This is a genomic window from Stenotrophomonas sp. ASS1 (genome assembly GCF_004346925.1).
Classification (GTDB): Bacteria; Pseudomonadota; Gammaproteobacteria; order Xanthomonadales; family Xanthomonadaceae; genus Stenotrophomonas; species Stenotrophomonas maltophilia_A.
In genome coordinates, this window is sequence record NZ_CP031167.1 from 4,240,051 (window position 1) to 4,265,941 (window position 25,891).

General features: G+C 62.8%; 22 protein-coding genes. 8 read left to right on the forward strand and 14 right to left on the reverse strand.

The genetic code is table 11. From position 1 onward, the window contains the following. Positions 1-40: 40 nt before the first annotated feature. The 4 genes from MG068_RS19630 to MG068_RS21175 all read right to left on the reverse strand — a co-directional run bounded on the left by MG068_RS19630 (position 41) and on the right by MG068_RS21175 (position 5,163). Positions 41-1,645 carry an ABC transporter transmembrane domain-containing protein gene (locus tag MG068_RS19630; protein ID WP_132810943.1) on the reverse strand — a complete coding sequence of 535 codons (1,605 nt, stop codon included), beginning with the start codon at positions 1,643-1,645 and terminating at the stop codon, positions 41-43. Continuing rightward, positions 1,642-4,383: a class III lanthionine synthetase LanKC gene (lanKC, locus tag MG068_RS19635; RefSeq protein WP_081352253.1), complete on the reverse strand. Its 2,742-nt coding sequence runs from the start codon at positions 4,381-4,383 to the stop codon at positions 1,642-1,644. Before lanKC ends, MG068_RS19630 begins: the two co-directional genes overlap by 4 nt. A 106-nt stretch (positions 4,384-4,489) precedes the next feature. After that, complete coding sequence (locus tag MG068_RS21355) at positions 4,490-4,612, reverse strand: class III lanthipeptide (protein WP_197573012.1); 123 nt, start codon at positions 4,610-4,612, stop codon at positions 4,490-4,492. A gap of 428 nt (positions 4,613-5,040) precedes the next feature. Next, positions 5,041-5,163, reverse strand: a complete 123-nt coding sequence (locus tag MG068_RS21175; protein WP_197573011.1) for a class III lanthipeptide — start codon at positions 5,161-5,163, stop codon at positions 5,041-5,043. 1,064 nt (positions 5,164-6,227) lie between these two features. Between MG068_RS21175 and MG068_RS19640 the strand changes: the two genes are divergently transcribed. After that, a complete protein-coding gene (locus MG068_RS19640) occupies positions 6,228-7,727 on the forward strand; it encodes a YifB family Mg chelatase-like AAA ATPase (protein ID WP_132810944.1) in 1,500 nt (499 codons plus the stop codon). A gap of 124 nt (positions 7,728-7,851) precedes the next feature. Here the strand turns inward: MG068_RS19640 and MG068_RS19645 are convergent, their stop codons facing one another. The 3 genes from MG068_RS19645 to yidA all read right to left on the reverse strand — a co-directional run bounded on the left by MG068_RS19645 (position 7,852) and on the right by yidA (position 12,009). Continuing rightward, entirely contained in the window at positions 7,852-8,238 is a 387-nt protein-coding gene (locus MG068_RS19645) for a hypothetical protein (protein WP_132810945.1), read from the reverse strand. Positions 8,239-8,357: 119 nt separating this feature from the next. Continuing rightward, complete coding sequence (locus MG068_RS19650) at positions 8,358-10,676, reverse strand: TonB-dependent receptor (RefSeq protein WP_132810946.1); 2,319 nt, start codon at positions 10,674-10,676, stop codon at positions 8,358-8,360. A gap of 499 nt (positions 10,677-11,175) precedes the next feature. Further along, entirely contained in the window at positions 11,176-12,009 is an 834-nt protein-coding gene (gene yidA / locus MG068_RS19655) for a sugar-phosphatase (RefSeq protein WP_132810947.1), read from the reverse strand. A 149-nt stretch (positions 12,010-12,158) separates the two neighbouring features. On the opposite strand from yidA, the gene MG068_RS19660 reads away from it, so the two are divergent. Together MG068_RS19660 and MG068_RS19665 are read left to right on the forward strand one after the other, a co-directional pair. After that, positions 12,159-12,821 carry an exopolysaccharide biosynthesis protein gene (locus tag MG068_RS19660; RefSeq protein ID WP_132810948.1) on the forward strand — a complete coding sequence of 221 codons (663 nt, stop codon included), beginning with the start codon at positions 12,159-12,161 and terminating at the stop codon, positions 12,819-12,821. 310 nt (positions 12,822-13,131) lie between these two features. Further along, positions 13,132-14,094 carry an IS110 family transposase gene (locus MG068_RS19665; protein ID WP_132810949.1) on the forward strand — a complete coding sequence of 321 codons (963 nt, stop codon included), beginning with the start codon at positions 13,132-13,134 and terminating at the stop codon, positions 14,092-14,094. 30 nt (positions 14,095-14,124) lie between these two features. On the opposite strand, the gene MG068_RS19670 is transcribed toward MG068_RS19665, so the two are convergent. Both MG068_RS19670 and MG068_RS19675 read right to left on the reverse strand, forming a co-directional pair. Further along, positions 14,125-15,435: a PQQ-dependent sugar dehydrogenase gene (locus MG068_RS19670; protein ID WP_132810950.1), complete on the reverse strand. Its 1,311-nt coding sequence runs from the start codon at positions 15,433-15,435 to the stop codon at positions 14,125-14,127. Then, positions 15,428-15,868, reverse strand: coding sequence for a DUF2231 domain-containing protein (locus tag MG068_RS19675; RefSeq protein WP_107431835.1), 441 nt, complete (start codon positions 15,866-15,868; stop codon positions 15,428-15,430). The genes MG068_RS19670 and MG068_RS19675 overlap by 8 nt, the downstream gene beginning before the upstream one ends. Before the next feature lie 310 nt (positions 15,869-16,178). Here MG068_RS19675 and MG068_RS19680 point away from each other — a divergent pair, with 310 nt between their 5' ends. Together MG068_RS19680 and MG068_RS19685 are read left to right on the forward strand one after the other, a co-directional pair. Then, positions 16,179-17,930, forward strand: a complete 1,752-nt coding sequence (locus tag MG068_RS19680) for a S8 family serine peptidase (protein ID WP_132810951.1) — start codon at positions 16,179-16,181, stop codon at positions 17,928-17,930. Further along, positions 17,930-18,523 (forward strand): S8 family serine peptidase, encoded by a 594-nt coding sequence (locus tag MG068_RS19685; RefSeq protein WP_132810952.1) that lies wholly within the window; start codon positions 17,930-17,932, stop codon positions 18,521-18,523. Before MG068_RS19680 ends, MG068_RS19685 begins: the two co-directional genes overlap by 1 nt. Positions 18,524-18,689: 166 nt before the next feature. On the opposite strand, the gene MG068_RS19690 is transcribed toward MG068_RS19685, so the two are convergent. From MG068_RS19690 to cyoA, 5 genes are all read right to left on the reverse strand, one after another. Beyond that, on the reverse strand, positions 18,690-19,361 hold the full coding sequence (locus MG068_RS19690; RefSeq protein WP_132811164.1) for an SCO family protein: 672 nt from the start codon (positions 19,359-19,361) through the stop codon (positions 18,690-18,692). Positions 19,362-19,503: 142 nt separating this feature from the next. Further along, positions 19,504-19,836, reverse strand: coding sequence for a cytochrome o ubiquinol oxidase subunit IV (cyoD, locus tag MG068_RS19695; protein WP_006399830.1), 333 nt, complete (start codon positions 19,834-19,836; stop codon positions 19,504-19,506). A gap of 1 nt (position 19,837) precedes the next feature. Beyond that, positions 19,838-20,473, reverse strand: coding sequence for a cytochrome o ubiquinol oxidase subunit III (gene cyoC, locus MG068_RS19700; RefSeq protein ID WP_012512371.1), 636 nt, complete (start codon positions 20,471-20,473; stop codon positions 19,838-19,840). Next, the gene (gene cyoB, locus MG068_RS19705; protein ID WP_006474876.1) at positions 20,470-22,446 is read right to left on the reverse strand and encodes a cytochrome o ubiquinol oxidase subunit I; all 1,977 of its coding nucleotides are present in this window, start codon (positions 22,444-22,446) and stop codon (positions 20,470-20,472) included. Before cyoB ends, cyoC begins: the two co-directional genes overlap by 4 nt. 5 nt (positions 22,447-22,451) lie before the next feature. After that, a complete protein-coding gene (gene cyoA, locus MG068_RS19710) occupies positions 22,452-23,357 on the reverse strand; it encodes a ubiquinol oxidase subunit II (RefSeq protein WP_049421129.1) in 906 nt (301 codons plus the stop codon). 183 nt (positions 23,358-23,540) lie between these two features. Between cyoA and MG068_RS19715 the strand changes: the two genes are divergently transcribed. The 3 genes from MG068_RS19715 to MG068_RS19725 are packed head-to-tail and all read left to right on the forward strand — an operon-like array spanning position 23,541 to position 25,889. Next, positions 23,541-24,956: an aminotransferase-like domain-containing protein gene (locus MG068_RS19715; RefSeq protein WP_132810953.1), complete on the forward strand. Its 1,416-nt coding sequence runs from the start codon at positions 23,541-23,543 to the stop codon at positions 24,954-24,956. 55 nt (positions 24,957-25,011) lie between these two features. Further along, positions 25,012-25,290, forward strand: coding sequence for a hypothetical protein (locus MG068_RS19720; RefSeq protein WP_005414763.1), 279 nt, complete (start codon positions 25,012-25,014; stop codon positions 25,288-25,290). Then, positions 25,290-25,889, forward strand: coding sequence for a DUF6436 domain-containing protein (locus tag MG068_RS19725; protein ID WP_132810954.1), 600 nt, complete (start codon positions 25,290-25,292; stop codon positions 25,887-25,889). The genes MG068_RS19720 and MG068_RS19725 overlap by 1 nt, the downstream gene beginning before the upstream one ends. Positions 25,890-25,891: the final 2 nt, after the last annotated feature.

Here is a 25,891-nt window from a genome sequence, read left to right on the forward strand (position 1 = left end):
GTGCTGTCCCACCTGTTCTGCGCCGGCCCATGGGGTCCGACTAAGCCTGCTGGACTGCGTTCTCATCCATAGTCCCAGCACTCTCTGACTCAAGCGCAAGAGTTGTATCAAACAGATTTCGGTACTCGATTCCGCCGTGCATGATCATTATCAGTATTTTGCCTTTCGTGATCGTCATGATCATATCCATGGCGATACGTTGGATGCCGGCGTCCAGGTTCGCAAGTGGCTCGTCCAATACATAGAGATCGGCCCTCTTGCTAAGTGCCATGGCCAAGGCAACCTTCTGTTGCTGACCCGCAGACAGCTGGTCAGGATAGGCCTCAAGAATCTCTGAAGAAAATACAGCCAGTGTTTTCAGAAGCTCTACGTCAACCCCAAGGTCCTTTATGGCGAGAGGAGGAAATGCGAGCGGCAGAGTGGATGAGCTGATTCGTGCAGGCAGTGAAAGACTACCTGCTGTGGGCAGCAGGTGCCTCGCGAGGATGTTGGCAAGTGTGGTCTTTCCAGAGCCGTTGTCACCAGTGACGAGAACCCTCTGCCCCCGATCAATGACTGTGGATACATTTCGAAGAACGCTGGTTTGGCCGAAGCTAAAGGACAAGCGATCGGCTATGACACTTTCTGAATACTTAAATTCAGACGATTTTCGCAACTCAAGAAACCCTGAAACTCGATGAACCGTGGCGCCGTAGCTCTTCAGATCTGCCCAGTTCTTGAAGATGGCAATTAGGGTTGTAGCCGCACGCCAGAATGCGTTCATGAATGCAATGAACGAACCAAATGTCATCTTCTTCTGAAAGACAAATAGCGCACCAACGAATATCGAGCAGACATCCGACAGAACCATCGTCAGATCACTTGCGCCTTGAAGTGTGCGCACCACCTTGAATCGACTGTAGCCTGCATCCAAGAGGCCGTGCATGCCTCTATCGAACGAACTCAACGTCTTGCTTGTCAATCCGAACGTCCCCACCATCTTCAGGCTTCCAACAGCTCTGGCAAGGACAACCAGAACCTGGGCTTCCTTTTCCCGCTCCGTAGATGTCAAAGCACTGATGCGTTTGCCGACCACCAAGCTGACAATCGTGGCAATTGGGATGATTGCGGCAAGAACTGCGAAGGCCTTCCATGAGATGTAGAGCAGTGCTATGACCAAGGCCACAAGCATGGAGATCTTGACTGCAACTCCTCTGACCAAGGCAAGCATTGGTACCAGACCATCCTTTACGTCAGATCTGATCCGCGAAATGTAGTATCCCACTCCGTTTCGCAGGAAGTCTTCGTAGCGTTCACTGTAGAAGACGCGCAGAAGTTCCTCACTGACTCGCCTCACAATGCGATTGTCCAATCGCTGCTGCCAAAGCGAAGTCACGTAGGCACCCACGTTGAGCGACACACCTAGCGCAAGATAGCCAAGGATCAGGTACATCAAACGCGAAAAATCGCCCCTCAACGACGCCTCATCAAGAATCGCCTTGATCAGGAGGGGGGGTATCAGACCTTCAAATGCACCAATTGCACAGGAGGTGATCGTCACCGCCACGTACTCATTCCGGTTCTCGCCTAGCAAACGCGAGAAGTCACGCCATGGTGTGTGGCCGCGGCCAGGATCCACCGCAGTGCTGCCGCTCGGCGTACTCATTCTTGCCCTATTCCCCACTCAGGCCCTTCCATGAGGGTAGGGCCCAGCTGATGGCCTGCCTGCACCTTCAAGAAGGGGGCGTCCAAGATGTCCAGACAGAATTCATCGGGATACGGCGAACTCAGTCGATGCAAGGCCCGGATAGCCCCAGCAACACCTGTGGCGTAGTCACAGGAAATGCGAAACAGGTTCTCTCCCGGTATCGCCGCTGTGTCATCGTCGCCAAAAACATAGATGTCGGTCAGCCCCTCATAAGGGCGATTGGCCAGATTCAGGTACTTTGCATCTCCTGAATACACATAGGCATCTACCAGAGTGTCTATCAATCCGGCAAGGCCGTAAATAAGACCCGGAAATCCGGAATACTTGCGGTAGAGATCCAAGGCCAGAGATTCAACTACATCCCAGAGACCGTACCTGATGGCGACTTTTATAATGCCTGCGGTACCCTGCTCCACGTAGGGTTCGTAGGTGGTTAGGCCAGTAGGTGCGGCGGCAAACGTGGTGATACCTGCCTCCAGCTCGTTTCCCTTCGACAGGTCGTAGGCCAGTGCCAACTCTCCTATCGCCCTCCACTTAGAATCGCCGGTCACTTGAGACAGCCGGAGGAAGAAAAGCGCCACTCCGGATTGACCATAGCCGAGTCCTACTCGAATGACGCCGTCGTCCTCCCAATAGATTCCGTTCTCCGTACGAACCGCAGATGATTTCAGCTGCAGACCGAGCTCTAAGGCAGTTTCCAGATAGTTCGTGACTTGCGAGGCAAGAAAGGCTGCCAGATTCGCCATTCCGATGCCGGCTGCTCCGTAGTAGAACGAGATCTGGCCCTTCGAAACTGAACTTCTGTTGGCCATGTCAATGAAGCCAAGCCCGACAGAATCGTAGCCCATGGCCAAATGGGCCCATCCGATTCCCGCCAGCCCCGTCAGCACACCGGGCGCTGTGTTCGCCTCATGAAGACGTCCTGCATCCGAAAAGTGCCGCTCGAGTACTTCATTGGCCACCTCGGCACCGGCGCGTGTGAGTGCGTAGATTACGCCGGAGGAACCAAATCCCAAGCTAGTTGCATTTGTGGAGAGAGCAAAGGGGTCACAAGGAAACAGCGTGTACTTCGAATTCAGTCGATAGTTCATCAGAACGAACCTAGACAACCGTTCTATCAAGTGCTCCACTGGCTCAGAAGAAGCCTCGCGCATACCGTACGGCTCATCTATTGAGGCTCCTACCTGTAGCCTTTCTTCGGCCTCGCGAAGATCGATCCGTCCCTGCGCGAGACCACGAATCACATCGAGCACCGGGGTCCCTTCCCAGCCGATATCCTGGACGAGAATGGGAAGGACGTTGTCGAAGAGGTCGTCTCTGACATACGCCATCGCCACGATCGGAAACATGGAGTACATCATGATCGCCGAAACGGCGTACAGGTCATCCTCGATGCTGCTTACCTTTGTCCTGCTCTTCATCTTGCTTCTGAATCCAGGTGTATGGATGTCGTCGGATTCTCCATGAGACGGTCGGAATGCAGCTTCCAGGTCAATCAACCGCACCTCCAGGGATTCCTTCTTAACCAGAATATTTGGGGGTGACAGATCGCCAATAACCATTCCTGCCCTATGCGCCAGATCAACGACTCTGAAGAGATTAATGAAGATCGTTCGATACATACCATAGAACTTCTCACTGTCTGCCACCGTTGGGCGCACCGTCATCAGCGGCGAGAACTGGAGCATGACCTGCCGCATGTCGAGAGCATCGAAATGCTCCTCAACGAGGTAGAAATTCTCCCAATCCCAGAACGAGTCCAAGACTGCAGGGGCGACTCCCAGCGGACTGAGGATGCTCAGATTCGACATCTCTCTTTCCAGGCGGGTGGTTGCATCTCCGCCATTTTCATAGAGCTCCACATGGGGCCTGGCCTCCTTGATGACGACTTGGCGACCGGTGAGAGTGTCCTTTGACAGGTACACTCCACCAGTGTTCGAGAAGCCCAGCGCGCTCTCGATCAAGTAGCGACCGTTGTTCAAGACCATCTCCCCTGTTTCCTCTTCCTCGGCAGGGAAGGGGTCCTGAGCCCACTCAGGAGTCTCGAAGTACGGGGTCCGATGATCAGGGACATGGTCTCCTGACGGTGAAACAAGCATCGGGATCATTCTTCCCATGAAGTCCAGACGGTTCACTTGGATGATGCCGCCGTACCGGTAGTAGATACAGCGGCTGTCTTTGTAGCGCTTGTCGGACAGGATGTAAGATCCGACATTCGCCCCCACCTCTTGGTACATCAGCTCGATGAGTTCTTTGAACTCAGTCTCCGTATGTGGGTAGACCGTAATGAACTTCCCAGATCCACCTCGGGGCCAACGCTTGGATGTCATCATCCTCATCGTGCGGCGGTCGTTGGCGAACTTAAACTCCACATCACGCTGAAGCAGAAGCTCAGCAACACGCTGAAGAATCTGCTTGCAGTTATCTTCGATTGCTGACAAATGGATCTTCCAACCCTGAGCTGGAAGCGACCGCGAGCCAGACCTCGCGAGTGGCAAGACATGGGACCACACTCCGATCCGGCGAATGCCCCAGCCTTGCCCATGCGCCACTAGAAGCTGATCAACAATCGACACTAGCTCATCGCTCGGCCTGTAATGCTCGTAGTTCGGCTCGTAGAAGCGCTCGTCGCTGCTGATGAAGTTGACCTTGTCAACATGCCGCAGCTCGCGCAGCGTAGGTTTTCTGGAAGACATCACGCGCTATCCTTGGAGATGATCGGCCCGCAGTCTCCAACCGAGCACTGGCAGCCGGCATTGTCATGGGAGGGCGCCAGATATCCGGCGCCCTCCTTTAGGTCAACTACTGCAGTTTCTGCTCCTCCGTGGGGCCGCAGCATGAATGGGTCGAACTGGTAGAGCTGTTGCCCATCAGGCTTAACGAGGTATCCAGAGACAGGCGCTGCAGATTCAGTACACGATTCATTCTTTCTCTCCTTAGTGACTCAAGGTAGCGTCACTCTCCTTGGCTCATCGTCCCTGGATGAGCGCGCCCCCTGAGTTGGCACTTACTCACGACAGCTGGCGGATCACACGATCAGCTGACGACTCTTGTGTTAACGCTCTCCTTCCACAGGCGTGGCGCAGCAGCTGTGCTGGGAGCTGGTACAGCTGTTGGCAAGCGCAGACACGGTGTTTTCCACAAGCAGTCTCTGCAAGTTGAGAACTCGATTCAATGAAGGATCCTCTTTCTGATAGGAGATTCGCCGATGAGTCACTCTCGGCCATGTCGCTGGGTCGATAGCGTCGATGATGAATCCCTTGCGGTAGATCGATCAGATTGGTGTGGCAATACATGTGGTGTAGCCGGGACACCTAGGAAGCCGGCGGCGACACGTCATGCAGCAACAGCTATTACAGCCGCGGATCCTCTACGCTGCCATCACAGCAGCTGTGTGTGGAGCTGCTGCAGCTATTGCCCATCAGGCTGACATTGGTATCGAAGGCCAAACGCTGCAGATTCAGTACACGATTCATGACATTCCTCCTTGGTTGACTACGAATTTCCGATCAACCCCAGCCAAAGGTTGGGTAATCGGCGGCACACTGCGCATCTGAATGATCAGACGCGCAGATTGGTACGCGGAGAAGGATGGATAAGACCACCCCGGGGAGAAATGTTCCTGATCCCAGGAGATGGGGCAATTGAGCCTCTGAACTCACTCCATCACTTCTTCGCCATAGAAATTCCTCTCATAATTTTCATCGTGCACCGCCAACGGCAGGGAATGGCAGCACACATCATTGCTCCACATGTACTCACCAGAACCGGAAACTGATCCTTAGAGACTCACAGGCTGAGAACCAATTTCTCAACATGTGGAACGAGCGACTTACTTTCGGCCCGCCAGAGATACTGCATACCAGCGGCATCCAATTGCCAGACGCCGCACCGACATTACTGTCGCAATCTCCCTGATAGGCAGATAAGAACAAGGCATCGAACTTTTGGATTTCTACCGTTCTTCTCCGGATCACGATGGACTCAGTGTTGGATACTCTTCTTTCACCGACATCAATGAAATGACAATTGATTCTTCCTATCGACGCTCCATTCCTTTCTCGCAGACTTGCAAACACCGTGATGTAAAGGGTTTTGGTCAGATCTTGAATTTCATATTCACCCATCAGCCGCGCATTGGGACATCTAATTTTCAGCCATATGCGTCACTTTGGCGGGAACAACGGTTGACGATTAGCGCTACTCGTCTTTTGGTCACGTGGACCCGTTTCTATGAGGCAACGCTTTAGAGCCGGAACTTGGAATTCCCCGAATCCATGATGTTCCATCAACCAAAGAAGATTCGCCTGTGCGTTCGTACACGATGATTCGGGCTTGCCCGGGACCCGACTACTGACTCCAACTTCCCACATCTCGATCAACGCCTGCTTCAATGTCCAAAGTGACGGGCGTCGCTGCGTTGCCCATCACAACTTTCATTCAACGTTAGGGCATTTCCTAGCCGCGTCTGATGCAGTCCCCGATGGCTGACCGCCGATTGCTGTTGCACTATTCAATGTCTCTAAACGGGAAACCACACATGGGCCTGGCGCTGGTCTACAGCCGTGCCCGCGCCGGGGTCGATGCCCCGCTGGTGCGGGTGGAAGTGCATCTCTCTGGCGGCCTTCCTGTCACTCAGATCGTGGGCTTGGCCGAGACCAGTGTGCGCGAATCGCGCGAGCGCGTCCGTGCCGCCCTGCTCTGCGCGCGCTTCGACTTCCCACAGCGGCGCATCACCCTGAACCTCGCGCCCGCCGACCTGCCCAAAGAAGGTGGGCGTTACGACCTAGCGATCGCACTGGGCATCTTGGCGGCCAGCGGCCAGGTCGATCCGCAGTCGCTGCTGCAGTACGAGTTCCTGGGCGAGCTGGGGCTGACCGGCGAACTGCGGCCGGTGGCCGGCGCGCTGCCAGCGGCGATTGCGGCGGCCGAAGCCGGGCGCATCCTGGTGGTGCCGCCGGGCAATGCCGCCGAGGCTGCGCTGGCTGAGCACGCTGATGTGCGGGTAGCGCGTACGTTGCTGGAGTGCTGCGCTGGGTTGGGGAACCCACGCCTGCTGCCACCAGTAGAGCGTGTGGACACGACGCCGTTGCCGCTGCCGGATCTGGCCGATGTGCGCGGCCAGGCGCATGCGCGGCGCGCATTGGAGGTCGCCGCAGCGGGTGGGCACCATCTATTGCTGATCGGTAGCCCTGGCTGCGGCAAGACGCTGTTGGCTTCGCGCCTGCCCAGCCTGCTGCCGGACACCGAGGAAGCCGAGGCGTTACAGCTGGCTGCGATTGCCTCGGTGAGTGGTGAAGGGCTGGATCCGCGGCGCTGGCGGCAACGGCCGTTCCGTTCTCCCCATCACAGTGCCAGTGCGGCGGCGCTGGTGGGTGGCGGCAATCCACCCTGCCCCGGTGAAATCTCGCTGGCCCATCACGGCGTGCTGTTCCTGGACGAGCTGCCGGAATGGAACCGCAGCGCGTTGGAGACCCTGCGCGAGCCGCTGGAATCCGGCCACATCCGCATCGCCCGCGCGGCGCGCAGCGTGCAGTTTCCCGCGCGGTTCCAGCTGGTGGCGGCGATGAACCCTTGCCCGTGTGGCTGGGCCGGTGACCGCAGCAACCGCTGCCTGTGCAGTGACGAGCGCATCAACCGCTACCGTGCGCGCGTCTCCGGCCCGCTGCTGGACCGCATCGACCTGCATATCGGCGTGACGCGCATGGATGCGGTGGAGCTGCGGGAGAGTACGCCGCTGGGTGAGCCCAGTGCTGCGGTACGTGCACGGGTGGAAGCCGCGCATGCCCGGCAGCAGGCGCGTGGCGGGCTCAATGCCCATCTGCCACCGGCGGCGCTGCGTGCCTGTACGAAACTGAGCGAGGCCGATCAGGATCTGTTGGAGCAGGCGATTGAGCGCCTGCAGCTTTCTGCGCGGGCGATGCACCGGATTCTGCGGGTGGCGCGCACGATTGCGGATCTGGCGGGTTGCGAGGTGATCCAGACGGCGCATCTGGCTGAAGCGATCGGGTATCGGCAGTTGGATCGGGGAAAGCCTTAGAAATGCCGGTCGGGTTGGCTCTTGGTGGAGTCGACCGTTGGTCGACTCGTGCGCGAAGCGCGGCCTTCTGTGAGGTAGATGCGAAGAGCGGTCGACTAACAGTCGACCCCACCAAGGGCAGGCATCAGGCTGCGGAATGCAACCGCCCACGCTTCGCCAGCAACGCCACTCGACGGCTGACCAGCGCGTGGAGCTCCGCCAGCTCCGACGCCCGGTCAGCCGTCATGTTCCCGCCGAACAACACCCGCGACAACGCCGCCTCGTCGCTGTCGTGCGGGTGCTGCCACCGGTCCCGGTACACCTTCTGGCACACCAGCCAGGCCAGCCGCAGCCCCCCACCGGGCAACGGGCGGACCACACGCTCGTAGACGTGCCAGAACTGGTACTCGGCCTGCAGGTCGATCACAGGCGCCACGGACAGCGCCTGCCGGGGCCGTCCATGACTCCGTATGCCGAACAACGGTGATCGCGGGTTGTACTGAGCCATGCCGACAGCATGACCCAGCAACATTGTGGGAACCTTGCGTCGCCGCCAGAAAATCCCTGTTGATTGCGCAAGGCGGGTTTGTGGACGGATCTGGGCACCTGCCTGGGGACCGCCAGGTGCATCCACGCATGGCGTGGATCTACTTAGAACGCCATCGAGGTACTGAACATCAGCTGCCGTGGGGCGCTGCGCTGCAGGGTCTGGTAATCCCCCGAGAACGACGAGCCGGCGATGGTGGCGGTGCCGATGTTGTGGCGGTTGAACAGATTGCTCACGTCCAGCCGCAGCTCCAGGCCCGGCACGGCGCTGTCCGCACCGAAGCGGTAGGCGGCATAGGTGTTGACCTGCCAGAAGGTCGGCACGCGGATGTCGTTCTCGTAAGTGAAGGGCTGGCGCAGGTAGGAGGTGCTGGTGGCACCGAAGCGCCAGTCACCGAAATGCGCCGACAGGTCGCTGACCAGCGAGATCTGCGGATAGCCCGGCTGGGCGTTGCCCTTGATCGGGTACACCGTGTCGCCCACCACGAAATCGCTGTCGTAGTACGAACGGGCCACCGCCACGCCCTGATAGAACTGCAGGTGATCGGTCAGGTCGGCGGTGATGCCCAGGTCGGCGCCGATCACGTGCATCTTCGGCATCAGCCGCACCGTGTTGATCTGCGCGAACTGGGTGCCAATGGCCGCCGACAGCAGGCGGTTGCGGATGTCGTTGTAGAACACGTCACCGGTGATCGTCAGCCGGTCGAAGCGATGCGACGCGCCGACGGTCAGGTTCCAGTTCTTCTCCGGGCGCAGCGTGCCGGCCACGCGGTCGAACTCTTCCTGGTCGGTGATGGTCCACGCCGAGGCGGTGTAGCCGATGTTGCCGCGCTGGGCCACGCGATAGCCGTTCATGGTACTGGCCAGGTCGATGAAGGCGTCGGTGGATTCGGTCGGGCTCCAGAACAGCGAGACGTGCGGCAGGAAGTTGCTCTTCGCGCGTAGCATGCCGTTCACCGGGCGATCCTTGGCATCACCGAGGCCGCCACCGCTGGTGCGGAAGTCCACGGCCTTGAAGCCGACACCCAGCTTCAGCGTGTCGTTCAACACGATGTCGTCCTGCAGGTAGAACTGGCGCGAGCGGGTCACCCAGCTCGATGCGTTGTCGGTCTTGAACGCAGGTCCGTACACATCGAACGGACCGGTGGCCTTCAGCGGCGGGCCCTCGCCAAGCAGCGGCTGCTGGTACCACTCGGTCTTGGCCGCGGCCTTGCTCTTCTCCTGCCAGAAGCCAGCAGTGAAGGTGTGCGCGCCGGTCTCGAACTGCAGGTTGGCCATGCCACCCAGCCGATTCACGCGCGGCGTCTGCACCTGTTCGGAGAACGGTGCGCCGTTGGGCGACGGCACGGTCGGGTCGGTCAGCGTGGCCTGGGTGTGGCTGTTGGCGTTGTACAGCTGCACGTTGCCGCTCAGCGCCGGGGTGATCTGGAAACGGTGGTTGATCGACGACACGCGATCGCGGGTGATCTGGCCGGTGTCGTACGGGATCAGTTCGGACAGCTCACCGCAGGTGTAGGCGCCGCAGGACTTGTCCGCATTCTCCGGCGAGGCTACGTACCAGGCCCACGCGTAGTCCGGATAGAAGATGTCGGCCTTCCAGCCCAGCTTGCGGATCATGTCGAAGGAGATGTTGTTGTAGCCCCAGACCTTGGCCTTGCTGTCGGACAGGAACACGGTGAAGTCACCCCAGGCGACGTCCTGCTGCAGCTTCAGGTCGCCGCGCAGGAAGTTCTGGGTGCCCTCGCCCTGGTACTTGTCGGCAGACACACGCTGCAGGTCGACCAGCACTTTCGGGCCATGCTCGCCGAGCTGGCCACTCTGCCCGGACACGGTGGTGACCAGCGTGTTGTTGCTGCCCACGCCCTGCTTCACGCGCAGGCTGGGCGTGTCCTGCAGCTCGCGCAGACGGTATTCCAGGCTGCCGCCGTTGACGCTGCTGGAGAACACGCTGACCGGTGCGCCGCCGGGGCTGACCGTGATCGCGCCGATGCCATCGGGCACGCCCACGTTCACCACGCTGGTGCCGGTGAGCGAGAGGAAGCCGTTGTCGTTCAGTGGCACGCCTTCGAAGGTGATGCCCATTTCGTTCATGCGGAAGCCGCGCACGAACAGGCTGGTGGCCGAGATATCCAGGCCAAGCCCGTCGGTGGCGGTGTAGCTGGCGCCCGGTACCTGCTTCAGCATGGCCAGGCCGTTGTTGCCGGTGACCATCGCGTCGAGGTCTTCAGCCTTGATGATGTAGCGGTTGGGGCCAACCACCTGGGTAGGCGCAACGGCGGCGCCGCGTGGCGTGGCGATGACCTGCAGCGCGTTCAAGGTGGTGGGGGTGTCATGTGTGGCATCGTGCGTTTCTGCGGCGTACGCAGGTGCGGTGATGGCCGTGATGATGGCCAGAGCGAGGCGCGTCGTGGGTGGGGTGTTCATGGGCAGATCCAGGTGCAGGGAGAGAGCGGCGCAGGCGCACGCCCAGCGCGTTGCAGCACCGGTGTCGGCGCCCTGGCTGGCGATGCGATTGCGTTGAGGGAGTGACGGCGCGGTGCGCGCCGGTCGGCAGACGAAGGCGATCATCTGCCGTGGGATTCGATGGGGTGATTTCGACGTGCGAAATTCTTGCATCGCAGTGCCGCATTCGCCATTGCGCGGTGGTACAGCGCGGATGGCGATGGGGATGGGTGGGTTATACGTGGGTATAGACCCTGGTCGGCGCTGGCCGCCTGCGTGTGCCAACCAAGGTTGGCACCTGCCGGGAGCGAATGGGGCCTGGTAGAGGCCGACCTTGGTCGGCGCTTGCCGTCTGCGCGTGCCAACCAAGGTTGGCACCTACCGGGGCGAATGGGGCCTGGTAGAGGCCGACCTTGGTCGGCGCTTGCCGATTGTGTGTGCCAAGCAAGGTTGGCACCTACCAGGGCATAGGGACGCGCGGTTACTGCAGGACGAAACGCTCAATGGCGCGCGCCACGCCTTCGTCTGCATTGCTGGTGGTTTCAAACCGCGCCACCGCCTTCGCCGCGTCGATGGCATTGCCCATCGCTACGCTGGTACCGGCGTACTGCAGCATGGTCAGGTCGTTCTCCTGGTCACCGATGGCCATCACGTTGGCGCGGTCGATGCCCAGGTGCTCGGCCAGCTTCTGCAGGCTTGGCCCCTTGCCGGCGCGGTGGTCGAATACTTCCAGGAAGAACGGTGCGCTCTTCAGCACCGCGAAGCGCTCGGTCAGTTCGCTGGGCAGGCGCGCGATGGCGGCATCCAGCACGTCGGGTTCGTCGATCATCATCAGCTTGATGAACGACATGGACGGGTCCATGTCGGCCACGCGGCGGTAGGACAGCGGCATCCGCGAGAGATGCGAGTCGGCCACGGTGTAGTAGCTGATGTCCTGGTTGGGCGTATACATGCGCCGGCTGTCCAGCGCCTGGAAGTGCACGCCCAGGTCGCGGGCCACCTGCTCGCAGAACAGGAAGTCGTCGAAGCTGAGCGGATACTCGACCACGGTTTCGCGTGTGCCGATGCGCTGCACCAGGCCGCCATTGCAGGCGATGCAGTAGTCGTCGTCGCCGGTGATGCCCAGCTCGTGCAGGAACGGTGCCAGGCCGGGAACCGGGCGGCCACTGGTCAGCACGATGTGCACGCCCAGCGCGCGCGCCTGCGCGATCGCCTGCTTGGCCCGCGCGGTGAGCGTGTGGGTGGGATCCAGCAGGGTGCCATCCATGTCGATGGCGACCAGTTCGATGGTCGATTGCCTGCGGCCCATGTACATTGCGTTCAACTCGTGCGGGGCACGCCAGTTTAACCCCTCATGCCCGGTTCACCTCTTTGCCCACGTTGGCCGGGATACTGCGGGAGCCTGTGCGTCCCCCACCGCAGGACGGCCCATTGACCGCCCTTCCCTGGAGAACCTTGCGACGCATGACCTACCGTGCCCCCGAAACCAATGACAGCGCGCCCCTGGCCCAGCAGATCGAGCAGATGATCGACGAGCTGCCCGGCGACCAGGTGAGCGTCGGCACCCTGCTCAGCGCGCTGGGCGATGAGGGCCTGCTGCTGATCGTGATCCTGCTCTCGGCCATCTTCATCATTCCGGTGTCGATTCCCGGGCTGAGTACGGTGTTTGGTGCCTCGATCCTGCTGATCGGCCTGAGCCGCGTACGCAACCGCCCGCTGTGGGTGCCGCAGAAGCTGGCGCACCGCGAGATCGCCACCGACAAGCTGAAGGCCAACCTGGGCCGTGCGCTGAAGTGGGTGCACCGCATGGAGCGGCTGTCGCGGCCGATGCGGCTGGCGGTGATGGTGCGCTCGAAGAAGATGATGCGCCTGAACAACCTGATGCTGGTGTTCGCGACCCTGCTGCTGATGGCGCCGGCCGGGCCGATTCCGTTCAGCAATACCTTGCCAGCGCTGGCGCTGATGTCGTTTGCGATTGGCTTCATCCAGCGCGATGGTGCGGCGGTGGCCGCTGGGTACGGCTTTGTTATGGCCACGGTGGTGTATTTCGGCGTGCTGCTGGGTGGCGTGGGGTTCGCTGCCGAATCGGTGTTCAGCGGGCTGCGCGCGGCGCCGTCGGAAGTGTAGAGCCGGGCCCAGGCTCGGCGGCTTATGGCTTTTTGTAGAGTCGAGCCATGCTCGACTGCTGCTGGCAAAAGCAGTCGAGCATGGCTTGTATGTTCCTCCCGGCTCCTACGCGGTATGTAGGAGCCAGGGTGGAGGGACCGTCAAGCATGCATCTGCGGATACTAGCCGACAGACGAGTCGAGCGATCCCCATCCCGCACACGAACGTCGATAAAGGATCGTACGGCCCCCAAAGGGGATCGTCGATGTAGGCAAGCTAACGTCGGTGCGGTACCACCCCAGCCCCTTAAAGATAGCTGGGAGCCGTACAAATGTCTGATTCTCTCGATATTGGCGTGGACGTGGACTCCAAGGAGTTCGTACCGGCAGTGGCCGACCGCAAGGCCGGCGACAGGATCGCCAACACCCGGGCCGGCATAGCCCAGTGGCTCAACACCTTGCCCCAGCGATGCCGGATTGGCATGGAGGCGACGGGGCGGTACTACGAGTTGTTGGCTCGGATGGCTGGCCAGGCAGGCCACGTTGTCTATGTGATCAATCCACGTCTGATCAAGCACTACGGCCGGGCGACGGGCTCGCGTGGCAAGACGGACGCCATGGACGCCGAAGCGATCGCCCGGTACGTGAAGAAGGAGAACGATCGCCTGCGTGAATACGTACCGCGTACCGACGAGCAGCAACAGATGCACGATTTGCTGCGCAAGCGGCAGACGCTGGTAAAGACACGCGCGCGCCTGGAGCAATCCTTCGGGGTAAGCAAAAGTGCCCCCGGGGAGCTGTCAGATCTGTTCTGCGCTCTGGCTGGGACGCTGTCCGAGCTGGAAAGCGAACTGCAGCGCTTGGGTCGCGATGGAGAGCATGGCACGCTCTACAAGCGCCTGTTGACCATCCCTGGTATCGGCCCCGCTGTCGCCGCTCACCTGATCTACTACATGACGAGCTGGCCGTTGGCCAACGCCAACGCGTGGATCGCCTGCACGGGCCTGGATCCCCGGCCCAACGAGTCTGGCGGCAGAACGGGACGGCGTCGGCTGTCCAAACAGCGCGCGCCAGTGCTGCGCCAGATGCTCTACATGGCCGCCATGGGGCTCAAGCGGTGTCGCCGGGGGCAACCGCTCTACGACGAGCTGTCAAAACGCGGTCACCCCAGCACCGCGGTCTTCAACATCCTGGCCAGAAAGCTGGCCAGGATCGCCTGGGGTGTCTTCAAAAGCGGCCGGAACTTCGATCCGGCCATGCTGAAGGTGGGTCAAGCCTGCTTCCAGCAGGCTTGACCACGAACATAGGATCTCGACTCTACAAGGCTACTTGGCAGACACCCGCCACACCACGTCGCCCACGTCGTCGGCGACCAGCAGCGCGCCTTCGGCGTCCATCGCCATGCCCACCGGTGCGCCCATCAGGGTCTTCTCGTCCTTCGAGGCGAAACCGCTGACCACGGTCTGCGGCCGCCCGGTCGGCTTGCCGTCCTTGAACGGTACGTAGACCACTTCGTAGCCGCTCAGCGGTGAACGATCCCAGCTGCCGTGCTCGCCGATGAAGGCGCCGCCGTGGTACTGCGCCGGCAGTGCCTGGCCGGTGTAGAACAACAGGCCCAGCGGTGCCACGTGCGAGCCGATGGCGTAGTCCGGCACGATCGCCTTGGCCACCAGGTCCGGCCGCTGCGGCTTCACGCGCTCGTCCACGTGCTGGCCGTAGTAGCTGTAGGGCCAGCCGTAGAAGCCATCCTCCTTCACCGAGGTGAGGTAGTCCGGCACGAGGTCGGCACCGATCTCATCGCGTTCGTTCGCGACTGCCCACAGCTGGCCGGTGCTCGGCTCCCAGTCCAGCCCGGTCGGGTTGCGGATGCCCGACGCAAAGATGCGGCTGCCACGGGTGGCCACGTCCACTTCCAGCACCACTGCGCGGCGGTATTCAACGGCCAGGCCATTCTCGGTGATGTTGCTGTTGGAGCCCACGCCCACGTACAGCTTGCGGCCATCGCGGCTGGCCAGCAGTTCCTTGGTCCAGTGGTGGTTGATGGTGCTGGGCAGGTCGGTGAACTCACGGCCCTTGTCGGACATGCGGGTTTCACCCGGCACGTAGTGGTACTGCATGATGTTGCCGGTGTTGGCCACGTACAGCGTGTCACCGATCAGTTGGATGCCGAACGGCGAATGCAGGCCTTCGATGTACACGTGCTGGGTCCACGTGGCAGTACCAGGCGCACGGCGCAGCAGGGTGACCCGGTTGCCGCCCTTGCCGGCCTTGCCCGAGCGCGCCTTGACCTTGCCGGCGATCCACTGCTTGGGCGTGGTGACCGGTTCTTCGCCGGGGCCATTGCCCTCCACCACCAGCACATCGCCGTTGGGCAGAGTCAACAATCGCCGCGGATGCTGCAGGTTGGCGGCGATGCGTTCGATCTTCAGGCCTTCGGCCACCGTGGGTGACTGGCCCTCGGCCCAACCCACGCCGCGCGGTACCTGCATCGGCGGCATCAGGAAGTTCTTCGGTGCCGGCAGTGGTGGCTTCGCACCGGATTGGTCGGTGGGGTGGTACTCGGCCTTGCCGGCACAGGCCGACAGGGTCACGGCCAGCGCCAGCGCGGCCACGGTGGGCAGGATGTGCTTAGCCATGACGACCTCCCTGCAGCACCGGCGGCTGCAACGACAGCAGGAGCAGGCCCAGTGCGATCAGGGCCACGGTCAGCGCCGACAGGATCGTGCCCGGCACGGCAACGGCATACGCATCGCGGCTGTGCACGAAGGCGTTCCAGATGGCCAGCACCACTGCGACCAGGTTGAGGAAGAAGTCGATGCGGTCGATGCGCGTGGCGGTGCCGTTGCGGCGCCAGACCGCGAACAGGTTGATCAGGCGCGGAATGATGGCGATCAACAGGCCGAAGGTGATCAGCCAGGCGGCGGCCTTGCCCCACATCACCTCGGCGCTGTTGAGGTAGATCGCGTCGAAGATCAGCGCGCCGACGAAGAAGCCGAAGGGTATCGGGTTCAACAGGCTGAACAGCGTGGTGCCGAGGCCGCGATGGGCCTGGGCCAGAGGGTTGACCATCATCGTGCTCCGATGCGGAAGGGTGCACGCGCTGTAGTAGCACAGCCGGATGTGAGGGGGCGCGATGATGCCGGGTAGATCCACGCCATGTGTGGATGCGGATGCCAACCCAGGTGGGCACCTACCAGATGCGGGCCGCTGCATTCGTCATTACCCCACGGCATAAGTGTTTGTGACGCAATCGGCACATCTGCAGATTGGGAGTGTGAAGAGGTAGGGGGTTGTTCGTTGTGTCGCGTTTGGCTCGTTGCGATGGGGCAGTTCCGCCCCGCCGTCCTGCCATGCCGATTCACAACAGAAGGATTCGTGTATGAAGCGACACACGCAACGCTCCGCGCGCCTGGCCCTTGCCACTGCCCTGGTGCTGGGCAGCCTGGCCGCCACCGCCCAGGCCCAACAGGCCGATCCGCTGGCCGGGCGTCAGTGGCATCTGCTCAACACCGGACAGGCCGTACTGGGCGATACCCTGCCGGTGGCTGGCAACGATCTGAACGTGGATGGCCTGTTCCGCAATGGCATCCGTGGCCAGGGCGTCACCATCGCCATCGTCGATGACGGCCTGCAGATCGCACACCCGGACCTGGCCGCCAACGTCGCGGCGGTCGCGGGCAAGAACTTCGCCAACCAGAGCAACAACCCTTCACCGTCCAATCCGGACCGCGACAATCACGGCACCATGGTCGGCGGCATCGCCGGTGCAGTAGGTGCCAACAATCTGGGCGTGCGCGGCGTGGCCTCGGCGGCCACCCTGAAGGGCTTCAATTTCCTGGCGTCCAATGCCCAGGGCAATTCGAATTCCAACATCGAGTACTCGTGGTGGGACGGCGCCGAAGTGGCCGATGTGGGGGTCTTCAACAACAGCTGGGGCTCCAGCCCGGGCAACCCCAACCTGCCGCTGGCCTACAGCCAGAACGACATCGCCGCCTATGAGCAGGCCATGTCCGGCACCCGTGGTGGGCGCGGTGGCATCTACGTGAAGGCCGCCGGCAACAACCACAACAACGGCGCACGCTCGGATGGCACCGACATCTGCTCGGCAGACACCAAGAACCGCAACACGGGTTGCATTCCGGCCGGTCGCGACCCGCGTAACAACCTGTTCAACGTGATCACCGTTGCCGCCGTGCGCGCCGATGGCGTGCGCTCGTCCTACTCGTCCACCGGCTCGGCGCTGTGGGTGTCCGGCTTCGGCGGTGAGAATGGTTGGCAGCGGCAGGTCGTGCCGGGGCAGCTGGCGATCCGCTACGATCCGGCCATCCTCACCACCGATGTCACCGGCTGCGCGCAGGGCAGCAACAAGAACACGAGCCTGCGCAACACCTTGGACGGCGACCAGTCTGCCATCGATAGCACCTGCAACTACACCGGCAAGATGAACGGCACCTCGGCGGCCACGCCGATGGTGTCGGGCGTGGCGGCACTGCTGCTGGAGACCAACCCGAACCTGTCCTACCGCGATGTGAAGTACATCCTGGCCACCACCGCCACCCGCACCGATCCGAACCGGGCAGCGGTGACCCACTCCGACGGCCGCGTGCTGGTGCCGGGCTGGACGGTGAATGCCGCCGGCCGTGCCTACAGCAACTGGTACGGTTTCGGTGTGGTCAATGCGGCACGCGCGGTACAGGTCGCAGAGGACTTCCAGCCGCTGGGTGCACTGGTGGATAGTGGCTGGCGCAACACGACGCGTACCGTGGCCATCGGCAATACCTCGGCGGCCGCGGCGCGCCTGACCTTCCAGCTCGCCAACGGTGCACGCAACATCGAGAGCGTGCAGCTCGGCTTCCGCGTCAACCACAGCAACACCCGCCAGCTGCAGTTCGTGCTGATCTCGCCCAGTGGCACCCGCAGCGTGGTGCAGCCGGCATTCACCGCGATCGGCTCTGGCCTCAATGGTGTCCAGCGCAACTTCACCAACTGGGACCTGCTGTCCAGCAATGCCTTCCTGGATGAGAACGCCACGGGCACCTGGACGCTGGAAGTCACCGACCTGGGGCAGGCCGCGAACGCTGCATCGCGTGGCAACCTCGAATTCTTCAAGATCCGCGTTCTGGGGCACTGATGATGAAGACGACCATTCTGTTGAGCACCCTCGCCCTCGCGGCGATGACCACCACCGCCTGGGCACAGAGCTCGGGCCAGACACCTCCGGCGAAGACCTTGTCGACCGTAGACACGCAGCAGTTGAAGGCGGAGGCCACCGGCCGTTCGTTCAATGTGGGCGGCTCGCGCTTCCAGCTGGCACCGTCGGCAACCGTGCAGCAGGCCAGCGGCGGCCAGTTCAGGATCACCACCGGGGCTGATGCCAGCGCGGCGGCCGTCGGCACCCGCAGCAAGCGGTCCACGGATGCGTCTACCGGTGTGGCCACACGTGCGGATGCCGGTGCCAGCAAGTTTGCGGCCGCTGTCTCCAACGATGGCGCACCGGTCGTGGCGACCTCGCGGGTCAAGGTGTTCTTCACCGATGCGGCTTCGGCTCAGCGTGCGGCCACCGCCACCGGCGGCACCGTGGTGAAGGTATCCAAGGCCTCGGGCCGCGCGATTGTGGAGTACCCGTCGGTGAACGCGGCGCTGGATGCGACCACCAAGCTGCTGTCGACCGCCGGCATCAAGGCGGCCGAGCCGGACGTGGTGCAGTGGGAAGAAACCAAGTAAGGCGTTGAGTGGTGCCCCTGGCCGGTTGGCTCTCCTGGCCGGTCGGGGGATTGGTGTGTGGGGGGTGTGCCGACCAACGGTCGGCACCCACGTGTCGACCAAGGTCGACACCTACCGGGGCAGCGGGCGCGACGAACTGGCGGCATCAGCCGGGCATGGCCCAGGATTACCCGGCAGCGAGCGTGTCGCTTTGCTTGAGGTGGCAGCTGGCCAGCGGGCCGTTGCCGGCGGCCGGATGGCCAGGCTCGAGCAGCAGGCGCTGCACGTCCGAGAACAGCTTGTCCACCGGCATGCCATAGGGCGCGAACAGGCGCAGGCGGCCTTGGCGATCAAACACGTAGCCACCAGCAATGTGGCTCATGGTGTAGGTCTCCGGCACCGGGCCGGGTTCCTTTTCGTAGAACGCCTTGAAGTCGCTGGCCATCGCGGCCAGTTGCGCTTCGTTGCCGACCAGTGCGATCGCCTTGGGGTCGAACGCTTCCACGTAGGTGCGGGCGACTTCGGGCGTGTCGCGTGCGGGATCGACACTGACGAACACTACCTGCAGCTGGTCGGCATCCTTGCCCATCAGGTGCTTGACCTGGCTGAGCTCGACCATGGTGGTCGGGCACACGTCCGGGCAGCTGGTGAAGCCAAAGAACAGATAGGTCACCTGCCCCTGCAGGTCCCTTGGCCCACGCACGGTGCCGTGGCTGTCGGGCATCGACCACTGCTGGCCGAGTTCTTCGCAGGCGATGTCCTTGGAATAGAAGTCCATGCGCGACTGCGCACTGCAACCGGCCAGCAGGCCGATGGCCAGGCCTGCCAGCAGCGGCAGGCGGAAACGGGGAGAGAACAACGAACGGGTAACAGCAGCAAAGCGCTTCACGGGTACCACCAACGCAGACGCGGGCGGGGTCTCGGTCAGGCCTGCCCGTGGGGGAAAGAGGACGGAGGTGCCGGGGTGATCGCGCGGTCCATGCCGATCACCCCGGCCACGGTCAGTTGATCATCATGTGGTAGTGCATGCTCCAGATGATCCAGACCGACAGTGCGACGACGATGAACAGGATCACCAGGGTGAACACGAAGCTGGCCAGGTTCCAGCCACCTTCGGACTTACGGTCCATGTGCAGGAAATAGACCAGCTGCACCAGGATCTGCGCCACCGCGAAGCCGACCAGCAGGAACAGCGTGAGCGGCCGCGACAGCACCGGGTTCATCACCAGCGCGAACGGCACCACGGTCAGCAGCGCGCACAGCACGAAGCCGATCAGGTAGGACTTGGTGGAGCCGTGCGCATTGCCGGCGCGCGAGGTTTCGACGTGGGCCATGTCAGAAGGCTCCGATCAGGTAGACGAAGGTGAAGACGCAGATCCACACCAGGTCCAGGAAGTGCCAGAACAGGCTCAGGCACGACACGCGGGTGATGTTGGTCGGGGTCAGGCCGCGGCTGTAGACCTGGTGCATGACCACCGCCATCCAGATCAGGCCGCTGGCCACGTGCAGGCCGTGGGTGGCGACCAGGGCGAAGAACGCCGACAGGTAGGCACTGGTGCTGGGGCCCGCGCCTTCGTGGATCAGGTGCGAGAACTCGTAGATCTCCATGCCGATGAACGAGGCACCGAGCACGAAGGTCACGCCCAGCCAGCGCAGCACTGCCGAGGTGTCGTGACGATGCATCGCCAGCACGGCCTGGCCGTAGGTGATGCTGGAAACCAGCAGCAGGAAGGTCTCGGCCATCACGAACGGCAGCGAGAACAGGTCCTTGCCGGTGGGGCCGCCGGCGTAGGCGGTGCTGAGCACCGCGTACGAGGCGAACAGCGAACCGAACAGCACCAGGTCGGACATGAGGTAGACCCACATGCCGAACACCTTCATGCCGCCCTGTTCGTGGCCATGGTCGTGTTCGTGGTGGTCCTCGTGCGCCTGCGTGTCGCTGGCCAGCTCGGGGCGGGTCAACAGGTTCATGCGCGTACCTCCTTCAGCTTGGCAAGGTTGGCCGCTTCGGTGCGCGCCACCTCTTCGGAACTGACGTAGTAGTCCACGTCCTCGTCATAGGACCGCACGATCAGGGTCACGATCATCGCGATGAAGCTGGCCGCGGCCATCCACCAGATGTGCCAGACCAGGGCGAAGCACAACACCAGGATCCAGATGTTGAGGATCAGCGGCACGCCGGTGTTCTTCGGCATGTGGATCGGTGCGTACTTCTTCGGCGGCGGCGGCAGGCCGCGCTTCTTCGCTTCGTGGAAGGCATCCAGCTCATCGGCCTTGGGCACCACGGCGAAGTTGTAGAACGGCGGCGGCGACGGCGTGGCCCATTCCAGCGTGCGCGCATTCCACGGGTCGCCGGTCAGGTCCAGGTTGCGCTTGCGGTCGCGCACGCTCACGTAGATCTGTACCAGCATCAGGATGATGCCCGCGAACACGAACAGTGCACCGATGAAGGCGGCGATCAGGTACGGCGTCCACGCCGGGTTGTCGTACTGGTTCATGCGGCGGGTCATGCCCATGAAGCCGAGCATGTACAGCGGCATGAAGGCCAGGTAGAAACCGATCACCCAGCAGGCGAACGACCACTTGCCCAGGCGCTCGTTGAGGGTGAAGCCGAACACCTTCGGGAACCAGTAGGCGAAGCCGGCCAGGTAGCCGAACAGCGCGCCGCCGATGATGGTGTTGTGGAAGTGCGCGACCAGGAACAGGCTGTTGTGCAGCAGGAAGTCCGCGCCCGGAATGGCCAGCAGCACGCCGGTCATGCCACCGATGGTGAAGGTGACCAGGAAGGCGATGGTCCACAGCATCGGCACGCTGAACTCAACGCGACCGCCGTACATGGTGAACAGCCAGGTGAAGATCTTCACGCCGGTGGGAATGGCGATGATCATCGTCATGATGCCGAAGAAGGCATTGACGCTGGCACCGGAGCCCATGGTGAAGAAGTGGTGCAGCCAGACGATGAACGACAGGATGCCGATCGCCAGGGTGGCGCCCACCATTGACTTGTAGCCGAACAGCTTCTTGCGCGCGAACGTGGCGGTCACTTCAGAGAAGATGCCGAACGCCGGCAGCACCAGGATGTACACCTCTGGATGGCCCCAGGCCCACACCAGGTTCACGTACATCATCGGGTTGCCACCCAACGTGTTGGTGTAGAAGTTGAAGTCCAGGTAGCGGTCCAGGGTGAGCGCACCCAGCGCCACGGTCAGGATCGGGAAGGCGGCGATGATGATCACGCTGGTGACCAGCACGGTCCAGGTGAACACCGGCATCTTCATCAGGGTCATGCCCGGCGCACGCATGCGCAGGATGGTGATGAACAGGTTGACGCCGGTCAGCAAGGTGCCGATGCCCGAAGCCTGCAACGCCCAGATGTAGTAATCAACACCGACCCCTGGACTGAACTCGATGCCCGACAGCGGCGGATAGGCTACCCAGCCGGTCATGGCGAATTCGCCAACGCCCAGCGAGATCATCATCAGCGCAGCGCCGACCACGAAGATCCAGAAGCTGAAGGCGTTGAGGAACGGGAACGCCATGTCGCGCGCGCCGATCTGCAGCGGCACGATGATGTTCATCAGGCCGACCACGAACGGGGTGGCCACGAAGAAGATCATGATCACGCCGTGCGCGGTGAAGATCTGGTCGTAGTGCTCAGGTGGCAGGAAGCCGTCACTGCCCGGGCCAGCCGCGGCCAGCTGGGCGCGCATCATCAGCGCATCGGCAAAGCCACGCACCAGCATGACCAGCGCTACCACCACGTACATGATGCCGATCTTCTTGTGGTCCACGGTGGTGAACCAGTCACGCCACAGCGGGCCCCACAGCTTGAAGTACGTCACCGCGCCAAGCAGCGCGAGGCCACCCAGCACCATGGCCGCCAATGTGACCACGACGATCGGCTCGTGCAGCGGCACGGCCTCCCACGTCAATTTACCCAACATGTTCGTTACTCCTGGGAAACCTGGGCACCACCGGCAGCGCCCGCCGGGGTAGCAGCAGCGGTGTTCTCACCAACGCCGATGAACTGGTCGATGACCTTCTTGAACAGCAGCGGTTCAACACTGGAGAAGTGCTGCACCGGTGCGTTCTTCGACGGCGCGGCCAGCGCCTTGAACTGCGTGAAGCTGAGCGCGTCCGGCGCGCTGCGCACCTCGGCCACCCAGCGCTCGAACTCTTCGTTGCTGCTGGCGGTGGCGATGAACTTCATGTTCGAGAAGCCATGCCCGCTGTAGTTGCCGGACATGCCACGGAACTGGCCGGGCTCGTTGGCGATCAGGTGCAGCTGCGTGCGCATGCCGGCCATCGCGTAGATCTGCCCACCCAGCTGCGGGATGAAGAAGGTGTTCATCGTCGAGTTGGAGGTGATGTTGAACGCCAGCGGGCGGTCGACCGGGAAGTTGAGCTGGTTGACCGTGGCGATGCCCAGGTCCGGATACACGAACACCCACTTCCAGTCGGTGGCGATCACGTCCACGTGCAGCGGCTCACCGGCCACGTCCAGCGGCTTGTAGGGGTCCAGCTCGTGGGTGGACTTCCACACGATCACCGCCAGCACCGCGATGATGATCAGCGGCACGCCCCAGACCACGATCTCCACCTTGGTGGAGTGCGACCAGTCAGGCATGTATTTGGCTTTGGTATTGCCGGCGCGGTAGCGCCAGGCGAACACGAAGGTCAGCACGATGGCCGGTATCACCACGATCAGCATCAGGCCGATGCAGATCAGGATCAGGTCGCGCTGGGCGAGCCCGACCATGCCCTTCGAATCCAGCAGCACCCAGTCACAGCCCGACAGGCCGACGCAGGCCAGGGCGACCAGCGCCAGGCGGATGCGGTTCCAGCAGATATTCATTGGAGGTCAACCCTGTTGAAGAAGCGCGCTTGACCGGCTCGCCTGCGCGCAGCGCCCGGGCGTGGAGCGGCTACACTGTGGGTACGAGGTCGCCTACAAGCAGGCGAACCACTCCAATCAAGCCCATACAAGATACATCATTGTATGGACTTGTGCATCTGCACGTATGGAAAAAACTGACCGATGACGCCACCTGCCGCCGGCCGCCGCCTGAAACACCCCAATCGCACCTGGGTTCGCCCCTTCCGCGAGGGCGCCGGCCCGCTGTATCTGCAGATTGCCCAGCAGGTGCGTGAGGCGGTGGATGACGGCGTGCTGCGGCCGGGCGACCGGCTGCCGCCGCAGCGCGACCTGGCCCAGCAGGTGGGCGTGGACCTGACCACGGTCACCCGCGCCTTTGCCGAACTGCGCCAGGCCGGCCTGCTCGACGCCCAGGGCGCGGGCGGCACCTTCATCGCGCTGTCGGCCGGCAACCGCAGCACCTCGGTGGACCTGAGCATGAACATCCCGCCGCTGCTGGGCAGCGCGCCGTTCGCACAGGGCATGGAGGCCGGCTTCCAGCACGTGGGTCAGCAGCTGGGCCAGGGCGAACTGATGAGCTACCACGTCGGCGCCGGCACCCGCGAGGACCGCGCCGCCGCTGTGCAGTGGCTGTCACCGATGCTGGGGACGGTCGGTGCCGACCAGGTAGTGATCTGTCCCGGTGCGCAGACCGCGCTGTGCGCATTGATCCTGGCCCGCACCCAGCCGGGCGAGCTGATCGCCGCCGAACAGCTGACCTACCCGGGCCTGCTGGCCGCCGCGCGCGTGCTGCAGCGGGGCGTGGTGCCGGTGGCGATGGACGCCGAGGGCATGCTGCCCGACGCACTGGAAGAGGCCTGCCAGCTGCGTCGCCCGCGCCTGCTGTACCTGGTGCCGACCATCCAGAACCCGACCACGGCGACGATGTCGGCACAGCGTCGGCAGGCGCTGCTGGCGGTCGCCAAGCGCCACGATCTGACCGTGATCGAAGACGATCCCTACTGGTTGCTGGCCGGAAACGCCGCGCCGCCGCTGGCCGCGCACCGCGATGCCGGCTGCCCGGTCTATTACATCTCCACCCTGTCCAAGTGCCTGGCCCCGGGCCTGCGCACCGCCTACCTGGTGGTGCCGGCCGGCGAGCCGATGGAACCGGTGCTGGATGCGCTGCGCGCAATCGCACTGATGCCGACCCAGTCGATGGTGGCGGTGGCCTCGCAGTGGATCCGCAGCGGCCAGGCCCAGGACATGGTGCAGCGCTTCCAGCAGGAACTGCGCGAGCGCCAGGCCATTGCCGCCCGTTACCTGCCGGCCCGTGCCCAGGCGCATCCGGCCGGCCTGCATGTGTGGCTGCCGCTGCCGCCGCGGCTCGACCAGTATCGGTTGATCCAGGCCGCACAGGAGCAGGGGCTGGGCATTGCCAGCTCCGATGCCTTCAGCGTGGAAGAACCGCCGCCGGGCAATGCGATCCGCCTATCGTTGGGCGGCGCAGTCGACCAGGGCGCGCTGGCCGGGGCGCTGGCCAAGCTGAACGAGATTCTGTCCGAGGCCCCCGAGGCACGCCACAACGCCATCGTCTGAACGGGGCGCATGGCGCTTTATCCATACAAGATGATATTTTGTATGCAATGTATGGATGAAGGGACGTGCATCGATGCGCGCCGAGAAACTGAAGTTCCACCTGGTGATGGCCGGGTGCGGCGGCTTTGTGGTGTTGATGCTGGCCGCGCTGGCCTGGGTCTGCCTGCAGCCGCAGACCGTGGATGTGCAGGCCGCCGAACGCCACGCCATCGAGCAGTGCGTGCAGCGCAGCGAGGATCCGTCGCGTAGCGAGATCCAGCGCCGCGCGCAGGCCGATTCCTGCCGCGAGATGCGCAAGCAGTACGTGCACAAGTTCGGCCGGGAAGATTCCTGATGGGCGCAGCCGCGCCGCGTCGCCGCTGGCTGCTGCCGACGATGATCGCCCTCGCCTGCCTGTTCATGGCCGGCGTGGCAGCTGCGTTGTGGCAGTACTTCGGCTACAGCGCGCAGTCCACCTTCACCGAACAGGCCATCGTCTTCGACGATTCGCAGCTGCGCCTGCCGGCCGATCTGGCCGGTGATACCGGCCGCATCCGCGTGGTGCATTTCTGGGACCCGGCGTGCGCGGTCTGCAACCGCGAGACCGGTGCGCACCTGAGCTACCTGATCAGCATGTACCGCCGCGCCGGCATCGACTTCTATGCCATCCGCCGCCCGGGTACGCAGGGCGAGCTGCCCGAGCCACTGCGCAACAAGGTGATCAACCTGCCGACCATCGACGGCATCGAACACATTCCGGCCAGCCCCGCCGTAGCCATCTGGGATCGCCAGGGCCACCTCGCCTACGCCGGCCCGTACAGCATCGGCATGGTCTGCAACTCGGCCAACAGCTTCGTCGAACCGCTGCTGGACAAACTGGTGCGCGGCGAATCCGTGCGCCCGAAAGGACTGCTTGCCGTGGGCTGCTACTGCCCCTGGCAGGCCCAGCGCTGAGG